Annotated in this window: 22 protein-coding genes and 1 tRNA gene; 7 read left to right on the forward strand and 16 right to left on the reverse strand. The window is 60.2% G+C overall.

Going from position 1 to position 16,594, the window contains the following annotated elements; genetic code table 11:
* The first annotated feature begins 8 nt into the window (after positions 1-8).
* Positions 9-497, forward strand: a complete 489-nt coding sequence (locus J2046_RS24900) for a hypothetical protein (RefSeq protein ID WP_210056464.1) — start codon at positions 9-11, stop codon at positions 495-497.
* Between the two features lie 9 nt (positions 498-506).
* Here J2046_RS24900 and fghA read toward each other — a convergent pair whose 3' ends face one another.
* The 10 genes from fghA to J2046_RS24950 all read right to left on the reverse strand — a co-directional run bounded on the left by fghA (position 507) and on the right by J2046_RS24950 (position 7,336).
* A complete protein-coding gene (gene fghA / locus J2046_RS24905; RefSeq protein WP_210056466.1) occupies positions 507-1,340 on the reverse strand; it encodes an S-formylglutathione hydrolase in 834 nt (277 codons plus the stop codon).
* A 19-nt stretch (positions 1,341-1,359) separates the two neighbouring features.
* Positions 1,360-2,022: a DUF1345 domain-containing protein gene (locus tag J2046_RS24910; protein WP_210056468.1), complete on the reverse strand. Its 663-nt coding sequence runs from the start codon at positions 2,020-2,022 to the stop codon at positions 1,360-1,362.
* An 18-nt stretch (positions 2,023-2,040) separates the two neighbouring features.
* Positions 2,041-2,487: a YaiI/YqxD family protein gene (locus J2046_RS24915; protein WP_210056469.1), complete on the reverse strand. Its 447-nt coding sequence runs from the start codon at positions 2,485-2,487 to the stop codon at positions 2,041-2,043.
* Positions 2,488-2,539: 52 nt separating this feature from the next.
* The gene (locus tag J2046_RS24920) at positions 2,540-2,728 is read right to left on the reverse strand and encodes a YegP family protein (RefSeq protein WP_210056471.1); all 189 of its coding nucleotides are present in this window, start codon (positions 2,726-2,728) and stop codon (positions 2,540-2,542) included.
* Positions 2,729-2,927: 199 nt separating this feature from the next.
* Positions 2,928-3,347, reverse strand: coding sequence for a YciI family protein (locus J2046_RS24925; RefSeq protein ID WP_210056473.1), 420 nt, complete (start codon positions 3,345-3,347; stop codon positions 2,928-2,930).
* A gap of 114 nt (positions 3,348-3,461) precedes the next feature.
* The gene (locus J2046_RS24930; RefSeq protein ID WP_210056475.1) at positions 3,462-4,589 is read right to left on the reverse strand and encodes an S-(hydroxymethyl)glutathione dehydrogenase/class III alcohol dehydrogenase; all 1,128 of its coding nucleotides are present in this window, start codon (positions 4,587-4,589) and stop codon (positions 3,462-3,464) included.
* Between the two features lie 105 nt (positions 4,590-4,694).
* The gene (locus J2046_RS24935) at positions 4,695-5,312 is read right to left on the reverse strand and encodes a GNAT family N-acetyltransferase (RefSeq protein WP_210056477.1); all 618 of its coding nucleotides are present in this window, start codon (positions 5,310-5,312) and stop codon (positions 4,695-4,697) included.
* An 89-nt stretch (positions 5,313-5,401) separates the two neighbouring features.
* Positions 5,402-6,112: a hypothetical protein gene (locus tag J2046_RS24940; RefSeq protein ID WP_210056479.1), complete on the reverse strand. Its 711-nt coding sequence runs from the start codon at positions 6,110-6,112 to the stop codon at positions 5,402-5,404.
* Between the two features lie 100 nt (positions 6,113-6,212).
* Positions 6,213-7,133 carry a DMT family transporter gene (locus J2046_RS24945; RefSeq protein WP_210056480.1) on the reverse strand — a complete coding sequence of 307 codons (921 nt, stop codon included), beginning with the start codon at positions 7,131-7,133 and terminating at the stop codon, positions 6,213-6,215.
* Between the two features lie 118 nt (positions 7,134-7,251).
* Positions 7,252-7,336: transfer RNA gene (locus J2046_RS24950), tRNA-Leu, on the reverse strand.
* A 177-nt stretch (positions 7,337-7,513) separates the two neighbouring features.
* Here J2046_RS24950 and lipB point away from each other — a divergent pair.
* Together lipB and J2046_RS24960 are read left to right on the forward strand one after the other, a co-directional pair.
* Positions 7,514-8,233 carry a lipoyl(octanoyl) transferase LipB gene (gene lipB / locus J2046_RS24955; RefSeq protein ID WP_210056483.1) on the forward strand — a complete coding sequence of 240 codons (720 nt, stop codon included), beginning with the start codon at positions 7,514-7,516 and terminating at the stop codon, positions 8,231-8,233.
* A gap of 10 nt (positions 8,234-8,243) precedes the next feature.
* Positions 8,244-8,666 carry an OsmC family protein gene (locus J2046_RS24960; protein ID WP_210056484.1) on the forward strand — a complete coding sequence of 141 codons (423 nt, stop codon included), beginning with the start codon at positions 8,244-8,246 and terminating at the stop codon, positions 8,664-8,666.
* Here the strand turns inward: J2046_RS24960 and J2046_RS24965 are convergent.
* From J2046_RS24965 to J2046_RS24975, 3 genes are all read right to left on the reverse strand, one after another.
* Complete coding sequence (locus tag J2046_RS24965) at positions 8,663-9,160, reverse strand: BON domain-containing protein (protein WP_210056486.1); 498 nt, start codon at positions 9,158-9,160, stop codon at positions 8,663-8,665. The two genes, J2046_RS24960 and J2046_RS24965, sit on opposite strands and share 4 nt — an antisense overlap.
* 65 nt (positions 9,161-9,225) lie before the next feature.
* Entirely contained in the window at positions 9,226-9,483 is a 258-nt protein-coding gene (locus J2046_RS24970) for a BON domain-containing protein (RefSeq protein WP_210056488.1), read from the reverse strand.
* A gap of 65 nt (positions 9,484-9,548) precedes the next feature.
* A complete protein-coding gene (locus J2046_RS24975; protein WP_210056579.1) occupies positions 9,549-10,040 on the reverse strand; it encodes a peptide deformylase in 492 nt (163 codons plus the stop codon).
* Between the two features lie 186 nt (positions 10,041-10,226).
* On the opposite strand from J2046_RS24975, the gene mgtE reads away from it, so the two are divergent.
* Together mgtE and J2046_RS24985 are read left to right on the forward strand one after the other, a co-directional pair.
* Entirely contained in the window at positions 10,227-11,642 is a 1,416-nt protein-coding gene (gene mgtE, locus J2046_RS24980; protein ID WP_210056490.1) for a magnesium transporter, read from the forward strand.
* Positions 11,643-11,704: 62 nt separating this feature from the next.
* Positions 11,705-12,091, forward strand: a complete 387-nt coding sequence (locus J2046_RS24985) for a MerR family transcriptional regulator (RefSeq protein ID WP_037147032.1) — start codon at positions 11,705-11,707, stop codon at positions 12,089-12,091.
* A gap of 3 nt (positions 12,092-12,094) precedes the next feature.
* On the opposite strand, the gene J2046_RS24990 is transcribed toward J2046_RS24985, so the two are convergent.
* The gene (locus tag J2046_RS24990; protein WP_210056582.1) at positions 12,095-13,054 is read right to left on the reverse strand and encodes a DUF1624 domain-containing protein; all 960 of its coding nucleotides are present in this window, start codon (positions 13,052-13,054) and stop codon (positions 12,095-12,097) included.
* 52 nt (positions 13,055-13,106) lie between these two features.
* The gene (locus J2046_RS24995; protein ID WP_210056492.1) at positions 13,107-13,805 is read right to left on the reverse strand and encodes a DUF599 domain-containing protein; all 699 of its coding nucleotides are present in this window, start codon (positions 13,803-13,805) and stop codon (positions 13,107-13,109) included.
* Between the two features lie 526 nt (positions 13,806-14,331).
* Here J2046_RS24995 and J2046_RS25000 point away from each other — a divergent pair.
* Together J2046_RS25000 and J2046_RS25005 are read left to right on the forward strand one after the other, a co-directional pair.
* Positions 14,332-15,732, forward strand: coding sequence for an L-serine ammonia-lyase (locus J2046_RS25000; RefSeq protein WP_210056494.1), 1,401 nt, complete (start codon positions 14,332-14,334; stop codon positions 15,730-15,732).
* Between the two features lie 70 nt (positions 15,733-15,802).
* Positions 15,803-16,240 (forward strand): DUF1489 family protein, encoded by a 438-nt coding sequence (locus J2046_RS25005; protein ID WP_210056496.1) that lies wholly within the window; start codon positions 15,803-15,805, stop codon positions 16,238-16,240.
* A gap of 79 nt (positions 16,241-16,319) precedes the next feature.
* Here J2046_RS25005 and J2046_RS25010 read toward each other — a convergent pair whose 3' ends face one another.
* Positions 16,320-16,589, reverse strand: coding sequence for a hypothetical protein (locus J2046_RS25010; RefSeq protein WP_210056498.1), 270 nt, complete (start codon positions 16,587-16,589; stop codon positions 16,320-16,322).
* Positions 16,590-16,594 lie beyond the last annotated feature (5 nt).

A 16,594-nucleotide genomic window follows, 5' to 3' on the forward strand; every position in this document is an offset into this window, starting at 1 on the left:
ACCTCCCGATGCTCCGCCACGCCCTTCGCTTCGCTCTCATCGTATTAACGGCCTTGCCGCTCATGGCCTTCCGCATGCCGGCGGAAAACGAAAGGCGCGAAAAGCTGCTTTACGACGTGCGCGGCGCATTCGTCACCGCGCGTCCCGATGTGCCGCAGGGCCTCGTCATTGCCACTGACATGCTGATCGACGAGGCGATCCGGGCGACGGTGCGATCCATCATCCTGCCGCGCACCATCATCACCGTGCGCATCGATACCGCGTCGCATGTTCCGCTCCTGATCGGCAGCCGGCACGAGGCGAGGGTGACGGTCCGGGCCATCTCCGTTGCCAGCGGCGAGCCGATCGCCGAAGGCAGCTTCAAGACCTCGATCTTCCTGCTCGATACCAAAGAGGCAGACAAGGAACTTGCCGGCAGGATTGCGGAGCGCATTGCTGGCGAGTTCAAGCTGGACGGTGGTCAGCGGCCGGCAATCGCCAGCGCGCTGTTTCCTTGAGATTTAAGCTTAAGCCAATCGCTGCGCGTGCCAGCGGAGGTGATCGTCCATAAAGGTCGAGATGAAATAGTAGGAATGGTCGTAGCGCTCGTGCATCCTGAGCGTCAGGCCGATTCCGGTTTCCCTGACCGCCTCCTCGAACAGCCAGGGACGCAGGCCGTTTTCCAGAAATCCGTCCGCCTTGCCCTGGTCGATCAGAAATTCGGGGAATCGCGCTCCGTCTTCCACTAGCGCGCAGGCATCATATCGGCGCCATGCGGCGCGGTCCGGGCCGAGGTATTTCTCGAAGGCGGGGGCCGACCAATCGGCGGTCGAGGGCTCGACGATCGGCGCGAAGGCCGAGCAGCTTCTGAAGCGAGCCGGGTTCTTCAGAGCGATCGTCATGGCGCCATGACCGCCCATGGAGTGGCCGAAAATGCCCTGACGATCCATGTCCACGCGGAAATGCTGACTGACGAAAGCGGGAAGCTCTTCGGTAATATAGGTGTACATCCGGTAGTTTTCGGCCCAGGGCTTTTCAGTGGCGTCGAGATAGAAGCCGGCACCCTTGCCCATCTGCCAGTTGGTGAGCTCATCCGGCACGTCGTTGCCGCGCGGGCTGGTGTCCGGGCAGACGACGATGAGGCCGAGTTCGGAAGCCATGCGCCGGTATTCGCCCTTCTCCATGACATTTGCATGCGTGCAGGTGAGGCCGGAGAGATACCACAGAACCGGGCAGGGCCGATCGATCGCCTTCGGCGGTACAAAGACGGCAAAGATCATCTCGCAGTTGCAGGCGTCGGACTCATGCGAAAAGACACCCTGCATGCCGCCAAAGGCGGTATTCTGGGACAGGATTTTCATGCATTTCTCCCTGAAGAACTCACCCCGCAAGCGAGACCACGGCATTGACCGCGGCAGCCACCAGCACGGTATTGAAGAAAAAGGATATGACCGCATGCGCAAGGTTGATCTTCCGCATGGCGGTGGTGGTGATGGCGGTGTCGGACGTCTGGGCCGTCATGCCGATGACGAAGGAAAAATAGAGGAAGTCGTAGGCGCCGGGCTCATCCGTCTCGGGAAAATCAAGACCGCCGCGCTTCGCTTCGTTCTCCTGCCGTTGCTCGTCCGGCCGCCAGTAGAGATGGGCGTAGTGCATGGCAAACATCATGTGGATCGTCAACCATCCCAGAAAGACCGATGCGAAAGCCAATGATATTTCCGCCAGGCCCGTCGGTCGGTCCCGGTTCAATGCTTCGAAGAGCGAGACCACGGCAGCCACGACCGCAAGCAGCGTCACGGCAAGGATGACCGGCGCCGGCTCGTCGGTGTTCTGGCCTCTCTGCCGCAGCGTGGGGCCGTCAAGCTTGGGGATACGGGCAGCCATCATGCCGAGATAGATGATGAAGAAGACAACGGCGGCGATGCCGGGTGCAAGATGTGATGCATAGGTGAGCAGGAACGGCAGGCTGACGATCGAAGCGACGGTTCCGATCAGGAACGGCCCATGCCGGTGGTGCTTCAACCTTTGCCAGGAGCTCGGCATGGCGGTCTTTCCGATGTCTCACGCGCCTGATCTGGTGCGGCGACAGAGCCTGTCCAGCGTTTCAAGGAATTTTGACCGGTCGCGGGCCGAGAAGGCAGCGTTATAGCCTTTGCTCTCGCCGGTTTCACGCAGGTGAGCCCCGAGATCGCGCATCGCGGAGGCCATGCCGATATTGGTTGCGTCGAAGATACGACCGGTCGGGCCGGTCACCTGCGCCCCTTTGGCGACGCAACGGCCGGCAAGCGGGACATCGGCGGTTATGACGATATCGCCCGGGCCGGCGCGTTCGGCGATCCAATCGTCGGCGGCATCGAAGGCGCCGGAGACGATGATGTTATGGATCATCGGATCACGCGAAGGGCGGAGGCCGGAATTGGCGACGAAACTCACCTCAAGGCCGTGGCGTTCCGCGACCTTGAGGATTTCCGGCTTCACCGGACAGGCATCAGCATCGACGTAGATCATGATGCTATCCCCTCAGGCGATAAAGCTGAGCGTGAAGGGAAGAAGCTATCACTCAGGCGGTAGCCACTGTCTGGTCGTCGATCGCCGCGCCAGGTGCATTCTTCTGGATGGACTCGATCGCGGAGACGGCAGAAGCCTTAGCCGAATACCCCTCGGACGAGAACATGGTCTGGCCGTTTGGAGCCTTGAAGCGGAAACGGAACTCTCCGGCCTTATCCTTGTAGATTTCGAACTTGTACATCGTCTGCTCGTCTCCATTGATTGGAATCGGAATCATAGATTTGTTCGCTGCGATGGCAAGCGCCGCAATGACAAGGTATGAGTGCCGCGCTTGCTAGATCACTACGCCGCGGATCGATTCGCCGCCACGCATGAGCGAAAAAACCTGTTGATATCTTCGAGCAGCATGACGCGGGTGACCGTCGCCCGCGCTGTCGTGTTCAGCCGGAGGTTTTCGCACGAGTGCGCTCGTGCAGATCTCTCACCTCCGGCGTCAGCGTCTCGCCGAAGTCGGCCAGTTCGTAGAGCGGCCGTATTTCGATCTCGCTCGGACCGGGCATGGGATTGGGGCAGCGTTTGACCCACTCGACAGCCTCGGCCACGTCCTTGACCTGCCACAGCCAGAAGCCGGCGATCACTTCGCGGGTTTCGGTGAAGGGGCCGTCCATAACGATCCGGCTCACGCCGTCGAATGCGACCCGTTTGCCGGCCGAGGACGGTTTGAGACCTTCGCCAGCAAGCATGATGCCCGCGGCAATTAGTTCCTCGTTATACTTCCCCATAGCCTCCAGGAGTTCGGTCGAAGGCAGGATCCCTGCCTCGCTGTCCTTGGTAGCCCTGACTATAACCATAACGCGCATCGTCTTCTCTCCTGTCGGTACGGAAGCCTTCATCGACTTCTGTACCGATGACGAACGAAGTGAGGCGGGGCAGACATTCCTGCCACGATTTTTTTCCGAAACGGTGCTTTTCCGTCAGTAGATCACGACGCTGCGGATGGATTCTCCGCCATGCATCAGCTCAAAACCCTTGTTGATGTCTTCGAGCGGCATGGTGTGGGTGATCATCGGATCGATCTCGATCTTGCCTTCCATGTACCAGTCGACGATCTTCGGCACGTCGGTGCGGCCGCGCGCACCACCAAAGGCGGTTCCCATCCAGGTACGGCCCGTGACAAGCTGGAACGGACGGGTGGAGATTTCCTGGCCGGCGCCGGCAACCCCGATCACGACCGACTTGCCCCAGCCGCGATGCGAGGCTTCCAGCGCCTGGCGCATCACCCTGGTATTGCCGGTGCAGTCGAACGTATAGTCGGCACCACCGATCTGGTCCGCGCCGCGCTTCGTCATGTTGACGAGGTAAGGCACGATATCGTCGCCGACCTCCTTCGGATTGACGAAATGGGTCATGCCGAAACGTTCGCCCCAGACCTTCTTGTCGTTGTTCAGGTCAACGCCGATAATCATGTCGGCGCCGGCAAGGCGAAGCCCCTGGATGACGTTCAAGCCGATGCCGCCGAGGCCGAAGACGATCGCGGTCGATCCGATCTCGACCTTGGCCGTATTGATGACCGCGCCGATGCCGGTCGTGACGCCGCAACCGATATAGCAGATCTTGTCGAAGGGAGCGTCGGGATTGACCTTGGCGACAGCGATCTCCGGCAGGACTGTGTAGTTCGCGAAGGTCGAACAACCCATATAATGATGGATCTTGTCCTTGCCGATCGAGAAACGCGACGTGCCGTCCGGCATGACACCCTGGCCCTGGGTGGAGCGGATCGCGGTGCAGAGATTCGTCTTCCGTGACAGGCAGGAGGGGCATTCGCGGCATTCCGGCGTGTAGAGCGGAATGACGTGATCGCCCTTTTTCACCGACGTGACGCCGGGACCGACATCGACAACGATGCCGGCGCCCTCATGACCAAGGATGGCCGGGAAGAGACCTTCCGGATCGGCACCGGAGAGCGTGAAGTCGTCGGTGTGGCAGATGCCGGTCGCCTTGACCTCCACCAGCACCTCGCCGGCCTTCGGGCCTTCGAGCTTAACGGTCATCACTTCGAGCGGTTTTCCAGCCTGGACGGCAACGGCGGCACGGACATCCATCTTGTCTCTCCCTTGGTACTTTTCGAATCCGGGCGGACCTTCGCACGGGGAGGTGCTGTGGCTCAAGCCGTAAGGAACCGCCCTCGGTCGTAATTGGTGACGGTACTAGAACTCAATCAGCGGCACATGCGCTGCTGCATTTTTCGGCATCAGGCCCACAAGGCGCGGATCGTCGATGACTTCGACCATGAAGGCATAGGGCCGGAAGCCGGAACGCTGGTAGAATTCTACCGCAGAGGGATGATCGAAAGTGCAGGTATGCACCCAGAAGCGACGAATGGGACGTGACCAGGCGATTTCGATTGCACGATCCATCAGGAAGCGGCCGGCACCCTTGCCGATGGCGTCCGCGACGAGTCCGAAGAAGGTCAGTTCACATTCGCTTTCTTCGCGGAAATCCAGTTCCAGCAAGCCGATGGCGCGATCGCCGTCCATCAGCCTGAAGACTTCGACTTGCGGATCCCTCAGGATGGCAGCAAGTTTGTCATCGGCCATGACGAGGCGGGAAACCCACATCCAATCCTCGCCGACCGCGCTGAAGAGCGCACGGTAAGCCTCTATCTCGGGAGATAGCCAGCGCTTGAGGACAAGCGCTGCATCAGTCTCAGGTGCGGCTTTTGCAGGGGGCCGCGCAAACATTTCGAGTCGTGTCTCGACATTTGCGAGCTTGCCGGGCGGGACGGCGGAATAGCCGGAAGGAAGCGGAGGATTTTCGGTCTTCATGCCGCCTTTGGAGCCAGTTCACGCTCGAATGTCAATGGCACGGCTGCGGCGCGACAATCGACCGGCCGAAAGGCAAGCCCAGGACGGTTTTATGCGGCAACGTGTTCGTCCAGAAGATGCCGGTCATCGATTGCCAGCCACCGCTTCGCGCGCAGCATCTCCTTCGGCCTTTCGACCATCACAACCGCCGCCATCATCTCGCGCCAGGCGGGATGGTGATCGGAGGGGGCGGCAAGGCGATCGATTTCGCGCAGCACCAGTGCTTCAAGTGGCGAAAGCACCAGCCGGCCGCGTTCCAGGGCACCGCGCAGAACGCGCCAGATATGGGCAAGGTCGTAAGCCGAGACGCCCTCAGCAGCAGGACGGCCTGCGTGATAAGCGCCGCGGGGATCCGGACAGAGGGCCAGGCGGACCTGATCGAGCACGAAGGCGGAAAGGCTTTCCGGCACTTCGGATGCAACTTCCATCGTGTGCAGCAGGAGTTCCAGTTCGAGAGCGGAATGGATGGCGCCGTCAGTGGTGATCGTGCGCATCAGCCAACCCGCCTTGCCATCATCGATGACACCCTCTGGCGTACTTCCGTAGACGAGGAACATCGTCAGGCTCTCGATGAAGTAGGCGGTCCATTCAGGACCTGACTCGGGACAAGCCTCGTTCAGCGCAAAAAGCGCAAGCGCGTCATCGGAAGAGCGGATGCCATCTGGAAACGCGTATTTGCGCAGCATCAAAACATCATCGGCCACGATCCGACCCTTCCCGGCGATGACGCATGCCGGAAAAGAAAAGCGGAACCCGCTCATCTTTCTCTCCCCGTTTCATCATGAAACTGCATGTGGAGCATACGGAAAAGAAGTTGAGAGTGCTGAAAGGAGCGGAGTTAACTGACGTTCAAGGAAACCGTTAAAGGGCCTCGACCTGTTTCGATTTGAGCCGTTCCCGCCAGATGATGAAGAGGCCGGAGGCGACGATGATCGCGATTCCGAGCCATTTGGAGGCCGTCGGAAAGTCGCCGAAAAGGGCATATCCCAACACCGTTGCGGAGATGATCTCGAAATACTGGAAGGGTGCGAGCAGCGAAAGCGGCGCCAGGCGGAAGGCGCGAACGACCAGCAGGTGCATGTAACCGGAGATCGAACCGAGCAGTATCAGCAGAAAAAGACCGAGCCAGGAGCCGGGAAGGGAGGGGGCGAAATCCGCCTCTCCCATACGATCGCCCAGGCCGAGCGCTGCCGCCATGAAGAGCGTACCGCCGACGCCCGCCATGGTCTGCATGACAAGCGGCGAATCGGCTTCGCCGATCGCCCGGTTCAGGAAGAGGTAAAGCGTATAGAGAAAGGCACAGATCACCGGCAGAAGCGCCGTCCAGCCGAAGATCGCATAGCTCGGCTGGATGACGATCATGGCGCCGCCGAAACCGACGACGATTGCCAGCCAGCGCCGCCAGCCGACCTTTTCTCCCAAAAAGATCGCCGACATCATGGTGAGCATGAAAGGCTCGACGAAATAGATGGCGAAGACGTCGGCGAGCGGCATGTATTTGACCGCGACGAAGAACATGAGGCTCGCCGCCGCATGCAGGACGCCGCGGAAGAGATTCATCCAGGGGCGCCTCGCCCTGAAGACGGCCGTACTGGTGAAGAGGACCAGCGGCAGGATGCAGACGAGTTGGAAAAAGAATCGGTAGAACGTCACCTGGCCGGGCGACATGGCCTCGAACGTCGCCATGTATTTGGCGATTGCGTCCATCGTCGGCAGGATGACCATGCAGGTGGCCATGATGGCCATGCCCTTCAAGGGATTTTCGGATGTGGACGGGGGCATGCCGGCGCTTTCGAAGAACAGTCTTCTTCAAATCACAGCGGGTGACGATCTTCAAGCGGCTGATACATAGGGCGAACGACAGGCCCGGACAGCAAAAAACCCGCCGAAGCGGGTTTGTTGGTGCGGTCGAGAAGACTCGAACTTCCACGGGTTGCCCCACAGCGACCTCAACGCTGCGCGTCTACCAATTCCGCCACGACCGCATCGTGGTAGGTGCCGACTTGCGCCGGCGGGGCAGCATGTAGCAAAACGATTTCGCGGGCACAAGTGTGCCGTGACAGATTTTTGAAGGATAAAAATCGGCAGTCGAAATGCCTATATGGAAGCGGCCGGAAAACCGGCCCTTGCCGCCTCCCGTCGTTTTTGCCAGAAGACCTTCCATGCTGACACGCACCGACCTCGATCTTTCCATGCTGCCGAAGCCCGGTTCTCCTCCCGTACGCTGGCGGATTTCCGATGGGCTCGTGCCTTATCAGGAGGCGGTGGCCGAAATGGAGCAGGAGGTAGCCGCGATCGCCGACGGGCGCGCAGACGAACTCGTCTGGCTGCTCGAACATCCACCGCTCTACACCGCCGGCACCAGCGCCAATTCCGCCGATCTCATCGAGCCCGACCGATTCCCGGTGTTTTCCACAGGCCGCGGCGGCGAATATACCTATCATGGCCCAGGCCAGCGGGTCGCTTATGTGATGCTCGACCTCAAGCGCCGGCGACAGGACGTGCGCGCCTATGTAGCGGCGCTGGAAGAGCTGGTGATCCGCACGCTCGACATGATGAATGTGCGCGGCGAGCGGCGCGAGGACCGCGTAGGCGTTTGGATACGCCGGCCGGAAAAACCGCGCCTGCCAGACGGCTCTATGACCGAGGACAAGGTCGCCGCGCTCGGCATCCGACTGCGCCGCTGGGTGAGCTTCCACGGCCTGTCCCTCAATGTCGATCCGGACCTTTCGCACTTCTCCGGCATCGTGCCCTGCGGGATCAGCGCCTATGGTGTCACGAGCCTCGTCGATCTCGGCCTGCCGGTGATGATGGCCGATGTCGACATGAGGCTGCGCGAGGCGTTTGGGGAAATCTTCGGGCAGACGATTTCGGAGCCGTAAGGAGAAGGCAATGGTGGAGCTGAAAGTGAAGGCCCGCCCGATCGGCGCGACAGCGGTGCTCGGGCGCATCGGTCACCCGCAGGTGACAAGCGAGACGAACGGCCAGGTGGAGGTCGTGACGGGCGCTTCGGAACCAGGCTTCAATCCGCTCGACCTGATGTTCTCCTCGCTTGCCGCCTGCCTCGTGCTCAGCGGCCGGATCGCGGCAAGCAAGCTCGGCGTTCTCGACAAGCTTGCAGAGGTGAGGGCGCATGTGACCGGCGAAAAGGCCCATGAAGGTCCTTCACGGATTACCCGCTTCATCGTGAGCTTCCGTGTCGAAGGGGATTTTACTGTGGAGCAGAAGGCCGAGATCATCCACATGGCCGAAGAAATCTGCACCGTCAGCAACACGCTGAAAGGCTCGCCCGAGTTTTCCGTCGAGATCGGTTAGTCTTCATCGGGAATGCGGCTGTCGACGCCCTCGAGCCGGAGATTATTGACGACGTGACGGACGCCGGAAACGCCCTGTGCCGTAAGAACGATCCTGCGGGAGGTCGCTGCATCGTCAACCACGCCTTCCAGCGTCACCCGGCCCTCATCGACATGCACGTCGATCGAGTCCATATCGATCAGGTCGAGATTTTCGATCGCGTCCGTTACGCGCTCCTCCATATCATCCGCATCTTCAAGGCCTTCGGTGCCAGGATGGATGCTGTCGACGACACGCTCCTCCAGACCGTCGAAATCCGCCTCGTCGACACGATAGCCGCGATTCTGCTCGGTATCGAAATTGGCAGCCGGTTGGCCATAGGCGGCATTGTCGATCGGCCGGCCATCTGCGCCGGGGTCATCGTCATAGGGCCAGCCCTCGTCGATATTTCGGTCGTCGTAGTCGCGAAAATCTTCTTCGCGGGAAATGTCGTCGGCCTTTTTCTTGCCCGGCATGGTCGTCTCCTGTCGCCTTCGATCCCGGACCCGGCGCACTGCCTGGTACGCCGGACAGTATAGCATCAATGACGCCCTGACGCGCCATCCTTGTTGCCCGTGAGCGTCAGATGGCTTTCGACATCGTGGACGCCATCCACGGTTCTCACGCCCAGCACCGCCTTGCGTGCTGAGAACACGGTATCGACGGAACCCTCCAGGATCACCCGTGTTCCTTCGACATGCGGCTCGATCATGGACGCGTCGACATCAGGAAGATTTGCCAGCCTTTGGGAGATTTGTCGTTCCAGTTCGGCTGCTGTCTTGTCTGCAGTTGGATTCATGGCCGTAGCTCCTGCTTGCTGCGACCGGAAAACGAATGGACGCGATTTTGGTTCGCCTCGATGGGTTATTTTCCTTTGCCCCACTTGCGGATCAGACGGTCCCGCTTCAGGCGAGAAAGCCGCTTCAGCCAGAAGATGCCGCCGAGCTGGTCGATCTCGTGCTGCATGCAGACGGCGTAGAAGCCTTCGGCTTCCTCTTCGTGGAAGGCCCCGTCGATATCCTGATAGCGGAAACGGATTTTACGCGGGCGTTCGATCTCGTCGGTGACGCCGGGCATGGAGACGCTGCCTTCCATGTGTCGCATCGTCTCCTCCGAAAGAGCCAGGATCTCCGGATTGGCATAGAAGCGGGGGCCGATCTCCTTCGACAATTCCAGCACCACGAGGCGGGTGAAGATGCCGATGTGGGCGGCGGTGATTCCGACGCCAGGCGCCGCCCTCATCGTATCGAGAAGATCATGGGCGAGGGCTTTGAGATTTCCATCGAAGACACGGACCGGCTGGCAGGATCTGGCAAGGCCCGGATCGGGATATTTCAGGATCGGACAAACGGCCATGTCTTCACTTCCTTCGAGCATCTTCCATGCGGTGCGTTGCAGTGCCGGCTGGACCCGCGCCGCCAATTGTTCTAGCAGGAAAACCGGTGGCACGAGCAATAGCATCGGATAGAGCTATCCGGTTGTTGACAATATGCTTTCAGCCGCCATTCTCCTTTTGTCGGATACGAGCAGCGAGGGCGGCAGATGAGCGATATCGGCGAAGACGACCGCCTGCGCACAAATACCGACGAGGCCGGCGACGATATCTATTCCGAAGACGGTTCGATCCGCGCCGATTTCCTGGCGATGGTGGGGGCGGCGATCGCAGACCGCGACGTGCTCTTCCTGCGGAGCCACGTCGCCCGCCTGCACGAATCGGAGCTCGGCGATCTTCTCGAAGCGATCCTGCCCGAACAGCGCCAGGCGCTGGTCAGGCTGCTTGGCAAGGACTTCGACCTCACCGCGCTGACCGAGGTGGACGAGGCGATCCGCCTCGAAATCGTCGACCAGATGCCGAACGAGCAGATCGCGGCCGCGATCGGCGATCTCGATTCGGACGACGCCGTCTACATTCTCGAAGACCTCGACCACGCGGATCGGGAAGAGATTCTTGCGCAGCTGCCGTTCACCGAAAGGGTGAGGCTCAGGCGGGCGCTCGATTATCCGGAACAATCGGCTGGCCGTCGCATGCAGACGGAATTCGTCGCCGTGCCGCCATTCTGGACCGTCGGCCAGACGATCGACTACATGCGCGATGAGGAGGACCTGCCGGAGAGTTTCACGCAGATCTTCGTCATCGATCCGACATTCAAGCTGCTCGGCGTCATCGATCTCGACAGGATTCTGCGCACCAAGCGTCAGATCAAGATCGAGACGATCATGCGCGAGACCAATCATCCGATTCCCGCCGACATGGACCAGGAGGAGGCGGCACAGATCTTTGAGCAGTATGACCTCTTGTCCGCCGCCGTCGTGGACGAGAACGGGCGGCTGGTCGGCGTGCTCACCATCGACGACGTGGTGGACGTCATCCAGGAAGAGGCGGAAGAGGACATCATGCGCCTCTCGGGCGTCGGCGACGAAGAACTCTCCGACTCGGTCACCGACACATCGCGCTCACGCGTGCCGTGGCTGCTCGTCAACCTCTTCACTGCCTTCATTTCGGCCTCGGTGATCTCTCTTTTCGAGGCGACGATCGAACAGGTCGTGGCGCTTGCGATCCTGATGCCGATCGTCGCCGGCATGGGGGGCAATGCCGGTTCGCAGACGATGACCGTCACCGTGCGGGCACTTGCCACCCGCAATCTCGACATCCACAACGCCTGGCGCGTCGCGCGACGGGAAGCGGGCGTCGGCCTCATCAACGGGATCGTCATCGGCTGCCTTGTCGGCACCGTGGCGGGCCTTTGGTTCCACAACGTACATATCGGCGGGCTTATCGCCACCGCCATGCTGATCAACATGTTCGCAGCCGCCATGGCAGGCATCATGATTCCGCTGGTCCTCGACCGGGCCGGCGCCGATCCGGCCGTGTCCTCGGCCGTCTTCGTCACCGCCATCACCGACACGACCGGTTTCTTCTCGTTCCTGGGACTGGCTACCCTCTGGCTGCTGAACTGACCCAAAATTGACTGTTACGTAAAAGTCAATTATTTTGGGCGGAAGAGTAACAGGATACGGTTGTGAACAAATATTACAGCATAACGGAACTGACGCGCGAATTCGGGGTCTCGACCCGCACGCTTCGTTTCTACGAGGATGAAGGCCTTATCCATCCGGAGCGCCGGGGTCGCACGCGGCTCTTCAGGGCGGCGGACAGGAGGCTCATCCAGGAGATCCTGCGCGGTCGCAGGATCGGCTTCACGATCGCCGAGATCCGCGAAATCATCCAGGTCTACAAGGAACCGCCGGGCGAGATGGGGCAGCTCAAGCTTCTGATGAAGCGCGTCGACGAGAAACGCGAGGAACTGCGTCAGAAGCGCAAGGACATCGACGATACGCTCGCTGAACTCAACAATGTCGAGGAAGCCTGCCTGACACGGCTTGCCGAAATCGGCGTCGGAACGTGATATTTAGTCAGATAACTGCAGACCGATGGAGCATTCCTCGGCAATTGCCTGGACACGGTCGTCCTGCGGGGCGATCGTGCCGGTCTGCAGCGGGATGATGAGCGACTGCGCCATGAGACGGTCGGCCGTGCAGCCGCAGAAGCGCTCGCAAAGCGCCCGATCGTTCGTCTGCCTGTTGCAGCCGGCTTCACAGCTCAGCATATAGCTCTGACGGGGGGCCGGTGGTGGAGCGGGATGGACGAGCGAGGCGAGATAGACGAGCGCGATCAGAACCGGCTGGTGCAAGAGATAGATGATCAGGCTGTGGCGTCCGGCTTTTGAAAGAAGATTCGGCTTCGTTTGGACGGCGGCAAGCCGCGGCAGCCAGTTCATGGAGATTGCCAGGCGGGCGACGGCGACACCGGCCAGCAATGCTGCCACCCACGGAAAGAGCGGCACGTAATCGTTGGAGCGCGGAGGGATTTCGGCAAAACCGAGCCAGCTCAGGAAACGGGTATTGAAGGCAGTCGAATCGAGCAACCCGGGTGACAGGCTGTAGTCGACGGTCATTGCCGCGGCGATCAGAACGACGGCTGCGCCGGTGACCAGCGCGGGCAGGCGCAGAAAGGCCAATCCGATCAGGCTCGACAGTGCGATATTGTGCAGGATGCCGAAATAGATCCATTCGTTCGGGAAAGCGATCAGCGTCGCTATGCTGATCGCGATCGCCGCACCGGCAACGATGGCGAAGCGCTTCCAGAAGGAGTACCAGCGAATCGTCGGAAAATGCGCCAGAACCAAGCTGACGCCGGCAAGGAACAGAAAGGAACTGGCAATCGACCGGGCATAGACCCGAAAGAAACCCTGGGTCGCCGTGCCGGGATCGAGATAACCGAAGAACTCGAGATCCCAGGTGAAGTGATAGGTCGCCATGGCGATCAGCGCCAAACCGCGCAGCGTGTCGATCAGCGTGATACGGGGCATTTTAAGCGCGGGATTCTGGCTTTCTGCAACGGTCACTGGCGGTCTTTCCAGATTAGAGGATATCGCGATCCATGATCGCCAGCCGGGCCTCGGAAAAATATTGACGGCGTGTGAGCACGAAGATCACGAACAAGGTCATCGCCATGAACATATAGGGCCCGGCGAACCAGCCCAGATAGCCGATCGACAAAAACAGCGCCCGGAGCCCAGCATTGAAGTGCTTGGCCGCGATGGTGTTCATCCTCACCACCTGATCGGCGGCCCGCTCGGCCGCCGCCGGGTCAATATTCGTATCGCTCATCATCGGCAGTGCACCGAAGAGAATGGTGCAATAATTGAAGAGACGATAGGACCAGCCAAACTTGAAGAAGGCATAACCGAACAGGAAGGTGAGACCGGCCACCTTGATCTCGAAAGCGGTGCGACCGCTATAGGCCACGAGAGGCAGATTGCTGAAGACGGCTTCCACCTGGTCTGTTGCGCCAAGCAGGGCAAAGCAGCCGCCGATGGCAAATATCGAGGTCGAAGCAAAGAAGGCCGTACCATTCTGCAAGCCCGCCAAAATCTGAGTATCAATCATCTTCAGATCGCGCCGGAGGGAATTGTAGATCCACCGCTTTCGGCGTTCGGCCATCGCACGGTTCAGGCTGGCGCGCGGAAAGAAGCGGGCGCCCGATCCCGCCGTTATCCAGGAATAGATAGCCCAGAGAAGGGCGAAAAGAGCCAGAGCAATGTAGTCGGCGATCGTCATGGGCCTCACCAGGCAGGAGAATCGTCCATCTCTTTTCGTCATGCGTTGTTTCAGTTGTCACGGCAAGTATGCGTCCGGAACCGCGAACAACCTTGAAACGTTAAATCATAGCAGGTATGCGATTTCGGTCTTTTTTCCGCCATTTTTCTCATTGCGAAGCCAGCGGGAATTTAATAGACCGTTAGGCATAACGATCCGGAGAGGACGTTATCTTATGCGGCAAGAACCTGGAGACAACATGGAAGAGACTGCTCAGAAATCCTGCTGGGGCGTGACATTCAAGGCGCTCGTGGGATTTGCCGGTGCGATGGCCCTTGCCTATCTGTTCGGCGCCTTCTGACCTGCGGACGCGATCTTCATCTTAATCTTTTGGGCGGGATTTTGGCCTTTCGGCGTGGTATTCAAACCGCGCCGTTTCTATTTTTGCCTCATGTCGCGGGCATCAAACCCGATGTCGGGCAATCGCTGGAACATTCCGGCTGTCTGACATAGACTTTGCCAATATCGTATCTCCACGCGGATTATCATGTTCCTCTCCGTCTTCGACGTCTTCAAGATCGGCATCGGACCGTCCAGTTCCCACACGATGGGACCGATGTCGGCGGCGAACCGTTTCCTCGCGCTGATCCTGTCGAACGAATGGCCGCGCCCCGCCGGTGCGCAGGTCGCGAGCCTGAAGGTGAGCCTGCACGGCTCGCTCGCCTTTACAGGCATCGGACACGGGACGGGTAGGGCGGTGATCCTCGGCCTGATGGGCGAAGAGCCGGCAAGTGTCGATCCGGACAGGATGGACGAGATCATTGCCGAGGTGGAGCGCACGGGACGCGTGACGCCGCCCGGACATCCGCCCTATCAGTTCCAGCCGAAAACCGATCTCATCTTCGACAAGAAACAGCCGTTGCCAGGCCATGCCAACGGCATGAGTTTCTCCGCGCTGGATCGCGATGGCCGGTTGCTCCTTAAACGCATCTACTATTCGATCGGTGGCGGCTTCGTCGTGACGGACACGGAACTGGAAGCCATGCGCACCCCGCAGAAATCATCGGGCGATGCACGGGTGCCTTATCCATTCTCCACGGCAAAGCAGATGCTCGAAATGGCGCGCGGCTCAGGCCTGACGATCGCCCAGATGAAACGCGCGAACGAAGAGACAAAGATCAGCGCTGCCGAACTGAATGCCGGCCTCGACCGCATCTGGGACGCGATGAAAAGCTGCATCGACCGGGGCTTGAAGGTCGAAGGCATCATGCCGGGCGGGCTGAAGGTGAAACGCCGGGCGAAGGCGATTCATGACAAGCTCAACGAGGAATGGCGTAGCAACCGGCTGAACCCGCTGCTCGCCAACGACTGGCTCTCCGTCTATGCGATGGCGGTCAACGAAGAGAATGCCGGCGGCGGGCGTGTGGTCACCGCCCCCACCAATGGTGCAGCGGGGGTAATCCCCGCAACCGTCCGCTACTACCTGCATTTCCATGAGGATGCGACGCCGGAGGATATCCGCAACTTCCTGCTGACGGCGGCGGCGGTCGGCGGCATCATCAAGCACAATGCCTCGATCTCGGGCGCGGAGGTCGGCTGCCAGGGCGAGGTGGGGTCGGCGGCCGCGATGGCGGCTGCAGGCCTTGCCGCGGTCATGGGCGGCTCGCCGGAGCAGATCGAGAATGCTGCGGAAATCGCACTCGAGCACCATCTCGGCATGACCTGCGATCCTGTCGCCGGCTTAGTGCAGGTTCCTTGTATCGAGCGCAACGCGCTTGGCGCCGTCAAGGCCGTGACGGCCGCGTCGCTTGCCATCAAGGGTGACGGCACGCATTTCGTGCCGCTCGACGCCTGCATCGAAACCATGCGGCAGACCGGCAACGACATGAGCGAGAAATACAAGGAGACCTCGACCGGCGGGCTTGCCGTCAATGTCGTCGAGTGTTGATTCATTTCACCGCTGTGGAGCAACGGAGCAAAAACTTGACCTCCGATGCCAATAGGTTTTCAACAAATCCATGGCTCTTCATCTGATCAAACTTTGTGTCGGCGCGGATTCAATCCAAGACCTCAGAGAGTGGGTAACCGAGCGCTCACTCAATGCGATTGCCGCCGGCCTTGAACCGCACAGCGTTCATACGACACGCATGGTTCCGAAACGCATCGAGGAACTTCTCGAAGGCGGCTCCCTTTACTGGGTGATCAAGGGACAGGTGCTGGCCCGCCAAAAGCTCATGAATATCGAGACATTCACCGGCGGCGACGGCATCCAGCGCTGCCATCTCGTTCTCGGTCCGGAAGTGATCGAGACGGCGCCCCAGCCGAAGCGGCCTTTCCAGGGCTGGCGCTACCTGAAGGATGAGGAAGCGCCACGCGATCTCGGCAAGATGGGCGAGGGCGTTGCAGCGCTGCCGGAAGAGCTCAGACGAGAACTCGCCGAACTTGGGCTTCTCTGACTGCAGCAGCCAGTGACCATTGATCCCGACATTCGCTCCGGAGTCGGCAACATCTGGATGCAGATTCCGGTACGGTCAACTATCGAAGCTTGAGACGCACCGGTGCCCGGCCGGAGCGCATACCGACATGAAGATGGATATGCGCCTCCGGCTGAGAATGGCGCCAGGCGCGGGCACCATGGCTGAGCAGCATGGCGACGAGATCGCGCGTCTTTTCCTTTGAACGGCTAAGCCCCATACCTGCAAGCCGCATGGCCGCCTCATGAAGCGGATTGAGGGCAACGCCCCTTGCTCTGCCCCGCGGCGAGGACATCAAGGCGAATTCCACGCTGTTTTCGTTCATTCCCATCGGAA

The organism is Neorhizobium petrolearium, from assembly GCF_017873175.1.
GTDB lineage: Bacteria > Pseudomonadota > Alphaproteobacteria > Rhizobiales > Rhizobiaceae > Neorhizobium > Neorhizobium petrolearium.

What these genes read in the sequence shown, in the direction of transcription:
- J2046_RS24930 (WP_210056475.1), bottom strand. Translation starts at nt 4,589, where the DNA reads ATGGATGTCCGTGCCGCCGTTGCCGTCCAGGCTGGAAAACCGCTCGAA.
- J2046_RS25010 (WP_210056498.1), bottom strand. Translation starts at nt 16,589, where the DNA reads ATGGGAATGAACGAAAACAGCGTGGAATTCGCCTTGATGTCCTCGCCG.
- J2046_RS24990 (WP_210056582.1), bottom strand. Translation starts at nt 13,054, where the DNA reads ATGCCCCGTATCACGCTGATCGACACGCTGCGCGGTTTGGCGCTGATC.
- J2046_RS24960 (WP_210056484.1), top strand. Translation starts at nt 8,244, where the DNA reads ATGGTGGAGCTGAAAGTGAAGGCCCGCCCGATCGGCGCGACAGCGGTG.
- fghA (WP_210056466.1), bottom strand. Translation starts at nt 1,340, where the DNA reads ATGAAAATCCTGTCCCAGAATACCGCCTTTGGCGGCATGCAGGGTGTC.
- J2046_RS24915 (WP_210056469.1), bottom strand. Translation starts at nt 2,487, where the DNA reads ATGATCTACGTCGATGCTGATGCCTGTCCGGTGAAGCCGGAAATCCTC.
- J2046_RS25005 (WP_210056496.1), top strand. Translation starts at nt 15,803, where the DNA reads ATGGCTCTTCATCTGATCAAACTTTGTGTCGGCGCGGATTCAATCCAA.
- J2046_RS24970 (WP_210056488.1), bottom strand. Translation starts at nt 9,483, where the DNA reads ATGAATCCAACTGCAGACAAGACAGCAGCCGAACTGGAACGACAAATC.
- J2046_RS24945 (WP_210056480.1), bottom strand. Translation starts at nt 7,133, where the DNA reads ATGCCCCCGTCCACATCCGAAAATCCCTTGAAGGGCATGGCCATCATG.
- J2046_RS24935 (WP_210056477.1), bottom strand. Translation starts at nt 5,312, where the DNA reads ATGAAGACCGAAAATCCTCCGCTTCCTTCCGGCTATTCCGCCGTCCCG.
- J2046_RS24940 (WP_210056479.1), bottom strand. Translation starts at nt 6,112, where the DNA reads ATGAGCGGGTTCCGCTTTTCTTTTCCGGCATGCGTCATCGCCGGGAAG.
- lipB (WP_210056483.1), top strand. Translation starts at nt 7,514, where the DNA reads ATGCTGACACGCACCGACCTCGATCTTTCCATGCTGCCGAAGCCCGGT.
- J2046_RS24920 (WP_210056471.1), bottom strand. Translation starts at nt 2,728, where the DNA reads ATGTACAAGTTCGAAATCTACAAGGATAAGGCCGGAGAGTTCCGTTTC.
- J2046_RS24900 (WP_210056464.1), top strand. Translation starts at nt 9, where the DNA reads ATGCTCCGCCACGCCCTTCGCTTCGCTCTCATCGTATTAACGGCCTTG.
- J2046_RS24995 (WP_210056492.1), bottom strand. Translation starts at nt 13,805, where the DNA reads ATGACGATCGCCGACTACATTGCTCTGGCTCTTTTCGCCCTTCTCTGG.
- J2046_RS25000 (WP_210056494.1), top strand. Translation starts at nt 14,332, where the DNA reads ATGTTCCTCTCCGTCTTCGACGTCTTCAAGATCGGCATCGGACCGTCC.
- J2046_RS24965 (WP_210056486.1), bottom strand. Translation starts at nt 9,160, where the DNA reads ATGCCGGGCAAGAAAAAGGCCGACGACATTTCCCGCGAAGAAGATTTT.
- J2046_RS24975 (WP_210056579.1), bottom strand. Translation starts at nt 10,040, where the DNA reads ATGGCCGTTTGTCCGATCCTGAAATATCCCGATCCGGGCCTTGCCAGA.
- J2046_RS24925 (WP_210056473.1), bottom strand. Translation starts at nt 3,347, where the DNA reads ATGCGCGTTATGGTTATAGTCAGGGCTACCAAGGACAGCGAGGCAGGG.
- J2046_RS24910 (WP_210056468.1), bottom strand. Translation starts at nt 2,022, where the DNA reads ATGCCGAGCTCCTGGCAAAGGTTGAAGCACCACCGGCATGGGCCGTTC.
- mgtE (WP_210056490.1), top strand. Translation starts at nt 10,227, where the DNA reads ATGAGCGATATCGGCGAAGACGACCGCCTGCGCACAAATACCGACGAG.